Genomic DNA, 14,581 nt, shown 5'->3' on the forward strand with positions numbered 1-14,581 from the left:
GTCCGGCTTGCCGGCGGCGGGTTCCTTGGGCTCGCCACCGGCGGCAAGCCGTGCTGCTACAGAGTTATTCTCGCGACGCCTGTGCAACACCGCGCAAATCCTCGAAGAACGGCTTGTCTGCGGTAATCCGCGCCGAGGCCTTCGCAATCGCGGCGTCATCATTGCCCGCCGCATCGATGAACCAGTAACAGTGACGCACCGCTCGGGTGATCGCGACATAGGCCAGGCGCAACACCTCATCCTTCTGCGCGTTGTCGAACGCCTCCAGATCACCCTCTTTGCCCAGTTCGGCCATCTGGTACACCTGATTCTTGTACGGCGATTGCGTCAGGTGCTGACAGTCGCCCAGTAGGAAGACCGCGTCGGCCTGCAATCCCTTGGAACTGTGATACGTCAGTTGCTTGAGGCGTCGCTCCCCAGGCGGTAACGCGTAGTCGGCATTGACCATGGCTTGCAGCGATTCCGGCAATTTGCTGCGTTCACTGCCCTTGCGGTAGAGCAACAGCACCGAATCACCGGCGTTGTAATGCTCGATCAGACTCGCCACCAGGCGATCGTCATCGCGGTCCAGCACCGTCACCGGCAGCAACTCCTGCACCGGCCCGCTGGCCCTGGCCTTCTTGCCGCTGATGGCCGGGGCGGCACGCACGATGTGCTCGGCGGCGTCGATGATGTGCTGATGACTGCGGAAGTTGTCGCTGAGCATGACCTTGGTGGTGCCCGGCGACGGAAACTCCTTGGGGAATTCCATGAAGAATTTCGGCGAACTGCCGCGCCAGCCGTAGATCGACTGCCAGTCATCCCCCACACACAGCAAAGAAGAACGCTGTGCGCCCCGGCCCACATGCATGGCGGGGCCACGGCTGCGGATTTCCCGGAGGCTGGCACGGATCCACGAGACGATCTGCGGCGAGACGTCCTGGAACTCGTCGATCATCAGGTGCGACAGCGGGCGCAGGCCCTCATCGCTGACCAGCTTGAGGTTCTCCGGCGTGTTTTCGCCGAACAGCGAGAACATGCGGTTGTAAGTCATCACCGGCGGGGTCTGTTCCAGCAGGTGATCCTCGAAGGCCTTCCAGAACAGGCTCAAACCCTCGAAGAAAAACCGGTCGGGGTCCTGATCGGAAAAGCTCATCTGCGACACCGCATCGGGAACGTCCAGCCCCAGGTTTTCGATGAACCCGGCAGCCGCCACGAAGCAATCGAGCAACGGCGCCGCGCTCAGCTCGCCCTTGACCTTGTAATCGAAGCCCGGCCCCGCCACGGCCGCACCGGACAGCGACTGCATCATGCCGCGGGACGCTTCGTAGCTCTCCAGCCAGATCACCGGTTTGCGGCAGAACGCCTGGAACAGCGTGCGCTTGATCACCCACTCTGCCCAGACCGGCAGCTTGGCGTCCGGACGACGCAGCTGTTGGTCCTCGCTTGGATCGAACCCGAGCACGATCCAGGCATCCAGTTCGGCGGCATAGCCGTGAACATGGAAGGTCAGGCCGCTGACTTCGACGGTCTGGCGCATCGGCTCGACCCCCTGGATCGGCCAGGCGCCGGCGCGAATCCACAGGTCCTCGATCACGTCGCACAACTCTTCATCGCGCTTGGAGGACAGGCCCATTACCGTAATGCGCTTCTGCACGTCCGGGTGATCGCGGTCCAGCTCCTTGAGCTGCAACGAATGGCGATACAAAGGCGCCATGACTTCGCGAAACCGTTGATTGGCCGCGTAGAGATCGCGGTAGCAAAGGTTCATCTGCTGGCGCTGGGCGTCGTTGATCCGCAGATCGAAGGGGTTGCTGTCTGCCCCGTCGTCCAGCGCCGCGCCAGCGAACAGGTTGCCGCTCTGACTGCTGAGGTTCTCGAACGCCTGCAACTGTTCGAAACCCGGCAAGCTGCGCACCAGCGGCAGAATCCGCGAATGGAAGGTGCGCACCACATCGCGGGCCTGACGCAACGACAGGTCGTGGCCCCACAGCCCCATGATTTCGATCAGCTTGTTGATGAAGTCCTTGCGCGACTCGCGGGTGAAGGTCACCACGGTCATCGAATCCAGCTCGAAACCCAGGTAGTGATTGAGCAACAGGACGCGCAACACCAGCGAGGTCGACTTGCCCGCGCCGGCGCCAGCGATGACGTAGGTCGAAGGCGTGTCGCTGAAGATCATTTTCCATTGCGCCGTGGTCGGTTGCGCATGGGCCGGCAGTTTCTCGGCGACGTCGGCCTTGATGCGCTTTTTCAGCTCATTGCCAAGCGGCAGGCGCCAGTCGTCGAACAGATGGTCGTCGACCCGCGGGCCGCGGTGTTCCTGCGGACGGGTATCGCGAATCACCAGCACCTGCCGGCCTTCTTCGACCCCATCCAGACGCCCTTCGGCGTAGCCTTCGCTCATGCCTTCGACGTGGCCATTGAGGAAACCGTCGGCATGGCCCTGGGTCCACGACGGCACATGCTGGGCCTGCATCCGTGACAAACCACGGCCGATCATCCGCGCCAGCAGCCGTTTGAAGAACGGCAGACGCTCGGGTACAGACAAATCGGGGGGCAGCTGGTGAGGTGGCTCGGTGGGAAAATCGTGCGGCACGCGGGCTCCGGATATCAGCGTTGAACGAGAAGGCGCCTATGGTCGCCCCATTCGCCCGCAAGCTCCAGCGAAATGCTTTCTGGTCATGGGGTTAGCCGATCAAGTGCAGGCAGTGCGATAAAAGGTGATGTCCAGATCATATTTATTATTTCGATTGTTATGACGCAATTCTTCCGCTTTTTATCGATAAATAATTGATAGATGATTGCTCCATCGACTGAAGAGTCATCACCAGCGGCGCTGCTGCCTAGGCCGGCCCTGCTAATGGAGGAACTGATCATGCTGCAACTTCGACCTTTCAAATCCCTTGGCGGCGCCGACCACGGCTGGCTGAACGCTCACCACCACTTTTCGTTCGCCAACTACTACGACCCAAGCCGTATGGCCTGGGGTCAACTGCGCGTCTGGAACGACGACGTGATCGAGGCCGGCACCGGCTTCCCGCGTCACCCACACCGCGACATGGAGATCATCACTTACGTTCGTGAAGGCGCGATCACCCACGAAGACAGCCTGGGCAACCGGGGCCGTACCGAAGCGGGCGACGTACAGGTGATGAGCGCAGGCACTGGCGTGGCCCACAGCGAGTACAACCTGGAATCGAAGGAAACCCGCATTTTCCAGATCTGGATCATGCCGGACGAGGTCGGTGCTCCCCCTTCCTGGGGCGCCAAACCTTTCCCGAAAGCCAATCGCGAAGGCTTCGTGACCCTGGCCAGCGGCAAGGCGGATGACGATATCGAGCTGCGCATTCGTGCCAACGCTGGGTTGGTCGCCGCGAACCTGAAGGCCGGTGAATCCGCCGAGTACGCGCTGGACGAAGGCCGCCGCGCCTACCTGGTGCCGGCAACCGGCATCATCGAAGTCAACGGCCTGCGCGCTGAAGCCCGCGATGGCGTCGCCGTTGCAGACGAGCGAGTGCTGCGAGTGACCGCCCTGGAAGACAGCGAAATCGTGCTGGTGGACGTGGCGTGATTCAAGGCTGGTACTGAAAGACAAAAGCCCCGGATTCATGAGATTCCGGGGCTTTTTCATGCCCTGCCGCTGTCGTCTGCCATTCTCTGTTGCACGAACAGCCTTGCCTGACGGGTCATCTGATCGAGGTGGCGGTCGCGCTGTTTCTCGGCGTCGGTCATCGCGCGCTTGCCGTGCTGTTTGAGCAGGTAGGCGTGAATCTGCCGCACTTCCACCGAGTGGTAGATCGGTGCCACATCCAGCACGGCCAGCAGGCCCTCGGTCTGGTGATCGCGGGTATTCATGACCACCTGCGGACCGCGGGCACTCAACACCTGAAAACCCATGGCCTGGAAGTACGGGACCTTCGCGACGAAGCACGCCAGTTCGGCATGGGGATAGCGCTCGGTCATTTTCTGCAGCATCGCCCGGGCAATGCCCCGTCGACGCTGATCGCTGCGCACCGCCATGTACGCCACCGCACACGCCTGGGGGTCGTCCTGCACCGGCAGGTACAAGAGGAACCCTGCGACCACGGACGGATCGTCATCGTCCAGCGCCACGATCAGCTCGACGGCAAAGCCCCGGGAGCCGTCCATGGCTTGCAGATATTGATGCACCTCATGCCCGACCCCGTATTGATACAGCGGGTACAGCGGATTGCTCGGCGCGATGCCGACCATGCTGATGTCACTCACGTAGTCGACGACCATCTGCATGATCTGGCTGTCGATGGATTCGGGCGGGGTGCTTTCAAGGCGGGTGATGATCGGCATGGGGTTCCTGACTCGGGTAAATGCGGCGCAGCGGTGCGCATCATACCGTGTTCTTCTCCACGCCTCGCGGGGCTCACCACAAGAGTGAGGGCATTTCGAGTAAGGTAACCGACGTTGCCGTGCTGTATGCGCGCCCCGAGGAAGCCCAGGTGGTCGCCCGTCACCTCGCCGACCTGCCCTTTTCTCTCTACGCCAGCGAACGTTATCTGGCTTGCCATGAGCGCGAGGACTTTGTGTTCATCGGTTACGACCAGAGCATGGAGCATTCCGAGCAACAGCAGTGGCTGCGCTCGCACCTGTCTGGCCGGGCGCTGGCGATCTCCAGCAATGATCTGCGGGTTCAGGCGCAAGCGGCGGCCGGTGACGGCGGGCTGGTGCTGTTGCCTGCGTTTCTGGCCCGGGAGTACCGGCTCAGACGCGCCCCCACCTGCGACACGGCGTTGAGTCTGCCGGTCTGGCTGGCCTATCACGAAGACCTGCGCAACGCGGGCAAGATTCGGGTGGTGCTGGATTTCCTCATCGAATGCCTGGAGTCGCCGGACGAACTGTGAATTTTTTCACATGCCGTATGCGCGCCCAGCCAATTCTCTGCCCTCTCCCGGCTCTCTATCCTCGGCGGTAATAGAGAAATCGATGAGAGGGTCCAACCATGAACGATCATTCCCAAGGCGTCAGTACGCTGCCGATTTTCAAGGCAGCCTGGATCGTCACGGCGGTGTTCATTCTGTCCAACGCTGCCACTCCGCTGTACGCCCACTGGCAACAGAGCCTGGGCTTTGCCTCGGGAACGCTGACGCTGATTTTCGGCTGCTACATCCTTGGCCTGCTACTGACGCTGGCCGTGGCCGGGCAACTGGCTGACCACTTTGGCCGCAAGGCTTTGCTGCTTCCGGGCATCGGCATCGCGATCATCGCGGCATTGCTGTTCGAGCACGCCGGCAGCGTAGCAATGCTCATGATCGCCCGCGTGCTCAGCGGCATTTCGGTGGGCATCGTGGTCTCGGCCGGGATGGCGAATGTGGTCGAACAGGCCAGCGAACAGCGCAAGCCCTTCGCCTCGCTGATCGCGTCGGTGTCCATGGTGCTGGGGGCCGGAACCGGGCCGCTGTTGGCCGGCGTGATCGCGCAGTATCTGCCTGAGCCGGTGACGATGGTGTTCAACGTTGAAATCGGCTTGTTGGTGCTGGCACTGCTGGTGGTGCTGGGCATGCCTCAGCGCAGGCTCGGCAGCGGTCCTTTTCGTCCGCATCTGCCATCGGTTGCCCGAAAACACTTGGGCGTGGTCGCGCTGGGCGTGTCGTTCTTCGGCCCGGGCCTGACGGCCACGTGTTTCGTGCTGGCCCTCGGACCGAAGCTGCTGGCGACCCTGCTCCAGGCCAACAGCCCGCTGATCGCAGGTTCCATGGCGTTCGTGATGTTCCTCACGGCGGTCGGCGTGCAATTGGCCGCGAAGAAACGCGCGATGAACCTGATCTTCATCCTCAGCGGCCTTGCGACCATTGCCGCGATGGCGAGTCTGTGGGGGGCGCTGCAGTCAGGTTCCGCTGCATTGTTGGTGGTCGCGGCGATGCTCGCCGGTGCTGGACAGGGCCTCGGCCAACTGGGCGGTCTGACCCTGATCGCCAACAACATCGCACCCCAGCGTCGCGCTGAAGCCAATGGCATTTTCAACATGGGCGGTTACGTCCCGGCGGGGATCATTCCGGTGGTCACGGGTTACCTGATCGACCTGTTCGGCCTTCAGCGGGCGATCGGCGTCCTGACGGCAGTCATCGCGACGCTGGCGCTGGTGGCCCTGTCCATGCTGCTGCGCAATCACAGTAAGCACCTGTCACCTCAAACCCCGCGCCATTCCGCGCATCTGTAGTCGTGGCGCGATGCTCGTTCCCACGCTCCGCGTGGTAACGCTGCGATTGACGCTCCGCGTCAGAGGGGACGCGGAGCGTCCTGCAAGGCATTCCCACGCTGGAGCGTGGGAACGATCATGAACGGTCACAGACTCTCGTTACAACACGCGTCCCTCTGTAGCAGTCCGGCTTGCCGGCGGTGGCGTATTCGGAACCGCTACCGCCGGCAAGCCGGACTGCTACAGGTCGGTAGACCTTGTGGGCGCCCCCGCGGCGGGTTTACACCACCTTACGCCCTTCGATCGGATACCCCGGATCAGTGTACCCCGGTGTCGAGGCATGACCCGGCACGACCAGGCTGTCCACCAGCTTCTCATCTTCGGGACCGAGTTCCAGGGTCAGCGCGTCAAGGTAGCTGTCCCACTGTGCCTCAGTGCGCGGCCCTGCAATGGCCGAGCTGATCAGCGTGTTCTTCAACACCCACGCCAGCGCGAACGCAATGGAAGTCGTGCCGCGTTCGGCCGCATGGGCTGCAATGGTTTGCGCGATCTTCAACGACTCGGGACGCCATTCAGTCTGCTGTAGGCGCTTGTCGCCACGGCCTGCGCGGCTGTCGGCAGCGGGCGGCGCATCGACTGCATATTTGCCACTGAGCACACCGCGGGCCAGCGGGCTGTACGGCACCACACCCAAGCCATAGTTCGCCGCAGCCGGCAGTTGCTCGACCTCGGCAGTGCGGTCGACGATGTTATACAGCGGCTCACTGACCACCGGACGCTCGATCCCCAACTGGTCAGCAATGCGCACCACTTCAGCAATGCGCCAGCCACGGAAATTCGACACGCCGTAATAACGGATCTTGCCCTGACGAATCAGATCGCCCACGGTGCGCATCGCTTCTTCCAGGGGCGCATCGGCCAGAGCGCGATGGAAATACAAAACGTCGATGTAGTCGGTGCCCAGGTTCCTGAGGCTGTTCTCCACCGTCTGGATAATCCACTTGCGCGACTGACCCTGCTCGTTGGGACGTTGCTGCATCGTGGCCGGGTGGGTGGGATAACCGAACTTGGTGGCGACCACCCAGGCATCGCGTTGCTGGGCAATCGCCCGCCCCACCACTTGCTCGGATCGCCCGCCATGATAGGCATCGGCAGTGTCCAGGAAGTTGACGCCTTGTTCGAACGCCTTGTCGATGATGCGTTTGGAAGTCGCCTCGTCGGCCTCGCCGCCAAACATCATGGCGCCCAGACACAGGGGCGACACTTTCAGGGCGCTGCGACCCAGATACCGGTAATCCATGGAGAGTCTCTCTTTTGCGGATGAAGACATCGTCAGCGGAGCGTGAATCAAGGTCCTGCTCGACGGCTGAGACCATCCTAACGAACGAGTCTGCCCGGATTAAGACCCTGCGAAGGGATGCAGTTATGAAGTCTCTTCATGAATGCATCTGAGCGGATTGCGCCCATTTGCGCACCGCATCGGCGAACAACTTCAACGCCATCGGCGGATGCCGGTTCGCCGGGTAGTACAGGCAGACGCCCGGATAGGTCGGGCTCCATTCCTGCAACAGATGCACCAGGCGCCCCTCGCGCAAGTGGTCTTCGATTTGCGCCAGCGGCACCCAGGCGATGCCGATGCCGCTCAACGCGGCCTCGATCATCATGTTGATGTTGTCCAGGGTCATCGGACCGGGAACGTCGATGCTGGTGCTCTGCCCGAGGTACTCGAAGTCCCAGCGAAACAGCGCGCCACTGGCGAATTTGAAACGGATGCAACGGTGGTCCTTGAGGTCGTGAGGCAATTGCGGGGACGAATGACGCAGCAGGTAATCCGGCGAGGCGACAGCGGCGAAATGAATGTCCTGACCGAAGCGCACGGCAATCATGTCCTTGGGCACGTCGTCGAAAATCCGCACGCCGGCATCGAAACCGTCGCCCACGATATCGACCAACCGACTGTCGGCGATCAGCTCGATATGAATCTGCGGATAGTCCGCCAAAAACCCTGGCACCACGTTGCGAAGCAGCAGCCGGATCGACGACTCAGAGGCGCTGATCCGAATCGACCCCGATGGTGTGTTGCGTGCCGAGGTCACTTCATTGACCACATGGGTCAGATCATTGAGCAACGGGCGCACGCCGTGCAGCAGTTGCTCACCGGCCTCGGTCAACGCCACCGAGCGCGTGGTGCGGTTGAACAGACGCATCTCCAGGCGGGCTTCCAGATTGCGCATCGAATGGCTCAACGCTGACGGCGAGACTCCCAGCACACGGGCCGCACCGCTGAAACTCTGGTGCTCGGCAATGGCGATGAACGCCGTCAGTTCCGGCAGATCGGCGCGAATCATTAATGAATAACCCTCATGTAGCGCAGCGGCGTAAAGCAGATTGCTGAATAGGATACAGCGATAAGCGCGTTTTCCGTGCCAGGTCTTTCGACCCGATTAGTGAGTGGGGCTCATGACTCCATCCCGTTTATCCGTCTTATGCACAACAGCCCACTTGTTTAGTATCGCTTTATCGTCGACACGGCGTCACTGAACAGGACCTACGCCCATGAAACTGATCGCCACTGCACTGGCCAGCGTGTTTTTCTCAGCGCTGGTGGGTGCCGAAGAAGGCAAGCCAAGACCCGATCCCAAGCCCTCGCCGGATGTGCTGGACGTCACCCCGCAACTCTATGCCTACACCACTGAGCTGTTATTCGGCGAAGTCTGGAAACGTCCGGATCTGGTCCCCCGTGATCGCAGCCTGATTACCCTTTCGGCCTTGCTCGCCAGCGGGCAGACCCCGCAGATGACCAGCCACATCAAGCTGGCGCTGGACAACGGCGTCAAGCCCAGCGAGATCACGGGTCTGATTACCCATCTGGCGTTCTACAGTGGCTGGCCCAATGCGATGTCGGCGGTCAGCGTCGCCAAACAGGTCTTCGCAGAACGCGGGCTGGATCCGGAACAGATCACCCCGCCGCCGAGCGAGCCCCTGAAACTCGATGAAGAAAGCGAGCGCAAACGCCGCGCTGCGGTTGACGGCTCGGTGGGTGCAACCGCGCCGGAACTGGCGCGCTACACCAACGACGTGCTGTTCGGCGACCTGTGGCGGCGCACCGATCTGACACCTCGCGACCGCAGTCTGATCACCGTCGCCGCACTGATCACCCAGAACCAGTCGGCACAACTGGCCTTCCATCTCAACCGCACCATGGACAACGGCCTGACCCGCGAACAGGCCGCCGAGGTTGTCACCCACCTGGCGTTCTACGTCGGCTGGCCGAAAGCGATGTCGGCGGTACCGGTGCTCAAGGAAGTGTTCGCATCGCGCAGTGCCCACTGAAAAAATGCCCGGATCGCGGCGAACATCGTTCATATGATGTCATTCGCCGCGAAGCCGGGCATCGCCAGGCGGGTGCCGCCAGGCTTGACGCTCAAGCTCACGAAGCTGGTCCAGCAACTGAACGTCCCGCCCTTTCGCCGCCACGACCTGCAACCCGACGGGAAGCCCGTTGACCTGCCCTGCCGGAATATTGATGGCGGGAAGGCCGGTGAGATTCCATGCGCTGGTCAGGCTGAGCACCGCTTCTCGAACGCTGACGGCCTCGCCCCCCAATTTGACTTCACGCTGTTCCAGTGCCGGAGCCGTGAGGGGCAGCGTCGGCATGAGCAGCAGATCGACCTCCTCGAACACCGCTGCCATGTGGGCCATCAGTGCATCACGCGCCTTCATGGCGTGGATGTATTCCCAGCCACGGACCTCGGCTGACATCTGCAGCCGCTCCAGCACTTCAGGGTCGAACAGCTGCGGATTGTCGGCCACGCGTTCGTTGTGCACTTCATACGCCTCCGCGCGCTGAATCGCCGCCATGGCCTTGCGCAGTCCAGGCATCACCCTATCGAAACCCTGCAGCCGTTCGAGCGGCTGCTTGAAAAACGTTTCTGCAAATCGGTAAATGGTTTGGGTCACCACAGGGTCGGCGGCGCCGAAGGCGTGCACGTCAATCCAGGCGACGCGGGGCGCGTGCTCTGATTTGAAGGGCTGCGCGTTGAAAGGCTGTGAGCCCAGAGGGTTCAACCCGCTTGGCGCACTGATGGCCGCGAACACCAGCGCGGCATCTTCCGCACTGTTGGCGATGGGTCCGACGTGGTCCAGGGTCTTGGACAGCGGGAAGATCCCTTGCATCGGCACCACGTCGAACCCCGGTTTGAAACCCACTGCGCCGCACAGACCGGTCGGAATTCTGATCGATCCCCCGGTGTCCGTGCCCAGCGCCAGCGGCACCATGCCCGATGCCACCGCAGCCGCGCTCCCGGCACTCGATCCTCCCGTCATGCGAGTGGTGTCCCACGGGTTTTTCGATGCGCCCTGAAGTGAGCGGTCGCCAGTCGGGCCGTAGGCGAACTCGTGGGTCAGGGTTTTTCCGAGGATCACTGCGCCGGCGTCCCGCAGGCGGCGAACGCACAGTGCATCCTCCAGCGGCTGATGCTCGGCAAAGTGCGCCGACCCGTAGGTCGTGGGCATGTCGAAGGTGTCGATGTTGTCCTTGATCGAGACGGGAATGCCGTGCAGCGGACCGGCATCCTGGCCTGCCGCGAGGGCCGCATCGGCCAGTACCGCCTGGGCCAGCGCGCCTTCTGCGTTGACGTGAACGAAGGCGTTGATCACAGGGTTCAAGCGCTCGATGCTCTCGAGCGCCGCGTGTGTCAGCGCCACGGACGTCAACTGGCCGTTGCGCAAACGCTGGCCGAGTTCAACGACCGAGGCACCGAAGAAGTCGCCAGGGGAATGGGGAAGTACGGGGGTCATGATCGCCTTACTCTGTGATGATTCGTGCGGACATCGGCGCGCTCTGCCGAACGCCGGGGCGGACCAGCAGCATGGCCGTCATGCCGATTCCGGTGGCCACGGCGGCGGCCATGAACATCGCCGAATAACCGTAGGCGACCGTCAGGGAGCCGGTGAGCATCGGCGCAATGAACGACGCAGTGTTGGCGATGAAATGGGTCAGGCCGCTGTAAGTGCCGATGCGGTTGGTCGGCGAGCTGTCGATGACCACCGCCCAGTAGACCGAGTTGGGCAGCGCATTGAATGCGTTGGCCAGCGTCATCAAGGCAATCACGGCAAACACGCTGTGGGCCTGGGAAACCATGACGAAGCACGCGGTGGTCAACAGCAGGCAGCCAGCGGCCAGGCAACTGCGGGCGATGACAAGACTGCCGGTGCGGCGCAGCAGCCAGTCGGACAGCTTGCCGCCGAGCAGCACCGTGAAACAGGCGCCGACCCAAGGGATCATGCCCATGTACCACAGCGACGACAGGTTGTAGTGAAACTCGTCCTGCAGATACTTCGGCGTCCAGCTAAGCAACAGGAAGGTCACGTAAACGAACGAGAAATAGCCGATGGCGTTGAGGATCAGGTTCCTGTTCTGGAAGAAGCTCCACCATGGCAGCCTGGGTTCCAAGGCGCTGTCAGCACGGGCCTGACCGCCACGCTCCTGGCGCAGATAGTCGCGCTCGGCCTGGCTGACCCGAGGGTTGTCGTCCGGGTGATCAGTGAAACGGCGCATGAAGAACAGCAGCAACAACAGACTTGCCACCCCGAGGATGATGAACATGCTGCGCCAGTCGCCGGTCAGCGTCTGGAGGCCCACGGCAATCGGGGCGGTCAGCAGCGCGCCCAATGGCGTACTCAGCAGTCCGACCGACACGACGAAGCCACGCTCTTTAGGCGTCGCCCAGTTGCCGACGCTCTTGTTGATCACCGAATAGGCAGGGCCTTCGGAAAAGCCGAACAAGACGCGAATGGTGGCGAAACCCGCCAGCGCAGACCCGCCCAGCATCGCCAGCCCCATGTCCCCGGCGAATGCGGTGCCGATCTCGAATACCGACCAGGCGCCCCCCGCGATCAGCCATACCCGCTTGGGACCGAAACGATCCGCCAGTATCCCGCCACACAGCGCGCCAACGATGTAGCCGTAGCCAAAGTAGCCAAGCAACGAACCCCAATCCGCTTTGTTGAATCCGTATTCGGGGAGGATGCTTGCCGCTGCGTAGGAAATCGCCCCGCGATCGATGTAGTTGAGCAAGGCCATCAGCATGATCAGGAAGAAAATGCGGTAGCGGTAGTTGTTGGGTTGACGGTTCATGTGCGCCCCTGGAGTAGGTAACGGCAGATGTCAAAAGCCGACTGAAGAAGCCGGAAAGCACGCTATTTTTTTATATTCTGGTTGCGACCCAAACGTTTGGGTTGACCGGAATCTACCAGCGGCAATTTTTTTAGTCAAACGTTTGGGTAACGGGATTTCTTGCTAATCCCTGATGAAATATGTAAAAAAATCGCTCTGAATAGCGACTGACATCCTTTCCTATGCCCCGCTCATCCAAACCTGCGTCGAAACCGCCCACCCTCAAGTCGATGGCAGCGGAACTTGGCATCCATGTGTCCACGCTGTCGCGGGTCCTCAACGGTGATGCCGACGCCGTCGCCCGCGCCGCCTCCCCCGACGTGGTCGCCCGCATCCGACAGTTGGCCGCGGAGCGCAATTACACGCCGAACCTCCAGGCCACGGCGTTGCGCATGCAGCGCAGTCAGGAAGTCGGTGTGTTGATGCCGAGGATTTCCGACCTGGTGATGGCGACGCTGTATGAGGGCATCGACACGGCCGCCGACGCGGCCGGTTACATGGCGTTCGTGTCGAACACCTTCGACGAGCCGGATCGGCAGCGAGCGCTGGCGGAACGTTCATTACGACGACAGGTGGCCGGGATCATCATTGGCGACTCCCACCTGGGGGACAGCCAGTTATTGAGCCACCTGGCCGACAGAAAAGTGCCCTATGTGCTGATCAGTCGCCGGCAACCCGGCCACCCCGGCGTGGCCTGCGATGATTTTCTCGGCGGACGACTGGCCGCCGAACATCTGTTCCAGATCGGTTGCAGGAACGTCGCGGTGCTGGCGGGTGAAACCTTCGCTTCGACCGGAGCGGACAGAACGAGCGGGTTCATCGATTACTTTCGCGAGTACGGCATCGACATCCCCCCCGCCCGAGTATTGACCGGGCACTTCGACTCACGGGAAGGCTACGCCCAAGGCCAGCGCCTGTTGCAGGCCGACCGGACCATCGACGGCGTATTTGCGGTCAATGACTTCCTGGCGATTGGCCTGATGGGCGCTGTCCGGGAGGCACAGCTGAACCTGGGGACCGACATCGCGGTGGTTGGCTACAATGACACGCCACTGGCCGCCGTGCTGCCCGTGCCATTGACCAGTATCCGACTGCCCTTGCACGCGATGGGCGAAATGGCTTTCCGGGCGTTGCTGGGCAAGATCGACGGCTCCCCGACTGACGATGTCCTCGTCCAACCGCAACTCATCGTTCGGGAAAGCTCTGCGCTGTTTGCGCGGTCGTCCTGAGAAACACGTTACAGAGACTGAAACTGCCATCCGAGAACCCGAAACGCACCGGCGATTTCAGCCGTGCACTGACACAGGAGTCCACTCATGGCTTATCTGTCGCCCAAGCTCAAGGGCAAGTCGTCCGGCGTGTTTGAGCTCGAAACCAGCGACACCACCGGCTATGCCGTGGACTGGCATGCCCATGACTGCCATATGTTGCTGTTGCCACGTCAGGGCGGGCTGTTTCTGTCGACCGAATGCAGTCCGACCTCACACCTTTCGCGCCAATCGTTTTCCTTCGTGCCTGCGGATTTCGCTCACGCCACCCAAGCGGCGCCGGGCCGGGAAAAACACATGACCCTGTACGTGGACCCCGCCTACGTCAAACACCAGGGATACCTCCACGGTTACTGCGGTTTCGCCCGGCAGATCGATCGCTCGGGAATCTGGCACGGCACTGAAACACTGGACAGCATTCTCACGCTGCACGATCAACTGCACAGGAGTGCATCGCCCCAAGCCTTCCAGCGCCAGTTGCCGCATCTCAATCACCTGCTGTTCGAGGAGTGCGCCCGGGTGATCGCGTCGCAGCCCACGCTGCCGCAGGTCAGCGAACACCAGCACAGTGCCCTGCTGGTACGGGACATCCAGCGCTACGTGCGGGAGAACCTCGACGCCGACCTGAGCATCGAGTCCATCGGGCATCAGTTCCACCTGTCGCGACGGCATCTGACCCGCCTATTCAAGCTCGTCGCGAATGAAACCCTGGTGGACTTCACCAATCGCACACGCGTCGAGACCGCAGCCCGGCTGGTCTCGGGCACCTCGCTGTCGATCCTGGAAGTCAGCCATGCGGTCGGCCTGGACTCCGCCTCCTACCTTGCCCGCCTGTTCAAGCGCTACCTGGGCCTGACCCCGAGCGCACTGCGTAAAGGCGGCTGACGCAATGGCCCAATAGGACGCTTGCGCGGCCCGATCAGGCGCTTGCCCTGAAGAGGGGGTGCCCACAATAGACCTCGTCTCCAGAATTCAGAGGTC

Annotated in this window: 12 protein-coding genes; 6 read left to right on the top strand and 6 right to left on the bottom strand. The window is 62.0% G+C overall.

Annotated elements, in window-relative coordinates; all coding sequences use genetic code 11:
* Positions 1-64 precede the first annotated feature (64 nt).
* Positions 65-2,578: a UvrD-helicase domain-containing protein gene (locus tag D3M70_RS12725; RefSeq protein ID WP_165869794.1), complete on the bottom strand. Its 2,514-nt coding sequence runs from the start codon at positions 2,576-2,578 to the stop codon at positions 65-67.
* Positions 2,579-2,857: 279 nt separating this feature from the next.
* Between D3M70_RS12725 and D3M70_RS12730 the strand changes: the two genes are divergently transcribed.
* Positions 2,858-3,553, top strand: a complete 696-nt coding sequence (locus tag D3M70_RS12730; protein WP_120126289.1) for a pirin family protein — start codon at positions 2,858-2,860, stop codon at positions 3,551-3,553.
* A 56-nt stretch (positions 3,554-3,609) separates the two neighbouring features.
* On the opposite strand, the gene D3M70_RS12735 is transcribed toward D3M70_RS12730, so the two are convergent.
* Complete coding sequence (locus D3M70_RS12735; protein ID WP_120126110.1) at positions 3,610-4,308, bottom strand: GNAT family N-acetyltransferase; 699 nt, start codon at positions 4,306-4,308, stop codon at positions 3,610-3,612.
* Positions 4,309-4,328: 20 nt separating this feature from the next.
* On the opposite strand from D3M70_RS12735, the gene D3M70_RS12740 reads away from it, so the two are divergent.
* Entirely contained in the window at positions 4,329-4,859 is a 531-nt protein-coding gene (locus tag D3M70_RS12740; protein ID WP_120126111.1) for a LysR substrate-binding domain-containing protein, read from the top strand.
* Positions 4,860-4,957: 98 nt separating this feature from the next.
* Positions 4,958-6,175, top strand: coding sequence for an MFS transporter (locus tag D3M70_RS12745; protein WP_120126112.1), 1,218 nt, complete (start codon positions 4,958-4,960; stop codon positions 6,173-6,175).
* Positions 6,176-6,434: 259 nt separating this feature from the next.
* Here D3M70_RS12745 and D3M70_RS12750 read toward each other — a convergent pair whose 3' ends face one another.
* Both D3M70_RS12750 and D3M70_RS12755 read right to left on the bottom strand, forming a co-directional pair.
* Complete coding sequence (locus tag D3M70_RS12750) at positions 6,435-7,454, bottom strand: aldo/keto reductase (RefSeq protein ID WP_120126113.1); 1,020 nt, start codon at positions 7,452-7,454, stop codon at positions 6,435-6,437.
* Positions 7,455-7,590: 136 nt separating this feature from the next.
* Positions 7,591-8,502, bottom strand: coding sequence for a LysR family transcriptional regulator (locus D3M70_RS12755; protein ID WP_120126114.1), 912 nt, complete (start codon positions 8,500-8,502; stop codon positions 7,591-7,593).
* 208 nt (positions 8,503-8,710) lie between these two features.
* Here D3M70_RS12755 and D3M70_RS12760 point away from each other — a divergent pair, with 208 nt between their 5' ends.
* Positions 8,711-9,487, top strand: coding sequence for a carboxymuconolactone decarboxylase family protein (locus tag D3M70_RS12760; protein ID WP_120126115.1), 777 nt, complete (start codon positions 8,711-8,713; stop codon positions 9,485-9,487).
* Between the two features lie 39 nt (positions 9,488-9,526).
* On the opposite strand, the gene D3M70_RS12765 is transcribed toward D3M70_RS12760, so the two are convergent.
* Positions 9,527-10,954: an amidase gene (locus D3M70_RS12765; RefSeq protein WP_120126116.1), complete on the bottom strand. Its 1,428-nt coding sequence runs from the start codon at positions 10,952-10,954 to the stop codon at positions 9,527-9,529.
* Positions 10,955-10,961: 7 nt separating this feature from the next.
* Positions 10,962-12,293 carry an MFS transporter gene (locus tag D3M70_RS12770; RefSeq protein WP_120126117.1) on the bottom strand — a complete coding sequence of 444 codons (1,332 nt, stop codon included), beginning with the start codon at positions 12,291-12,293 and terminating at the stop codon, positions 10,962-10,964.
* A 221-nt stretch (positions 12,294-12,514) separates the two neighbouring features.
* Here D3M70_RS12770 and D3M70_RS12775 point away from each other — a divergent pair, with 221 nt between their 5' ends.
* Positions 12,515-13,561, top strand: a complete 1,047-nt coding sequence (locus D3M70_RS12775) for a LacI family DNA-binding transcriptional regulator (protein ID WP_120126118.1) — start codon at positions 12,515-12,517, stop codon at positions 13,559-13,561.
* 87 nt (positions 13,562-13,648) lie between these two features.
* Positions 13,649-14,485 (top strand): AraC family transcriptional regulator, encoded by an 837-nt coding sequence (locus tag D3M70_RS12780; protein WP_120126119.1) that lies wholly within the window; start codon positions 13,649-13,651, stop codon positions 14,483-14,485.
* Positions 14,486-14,581: the final 96 nt, after the last annotated feature.

This window comes from Pseudomonas sp. LS-2 (assembly GCF_003605735.1).
Lineage (GTDB): Bacteria > Pseudomonadota > Gammaproteobacteria > Pseudomonadales > Pseudomonadaceae > Aquipseudomonas.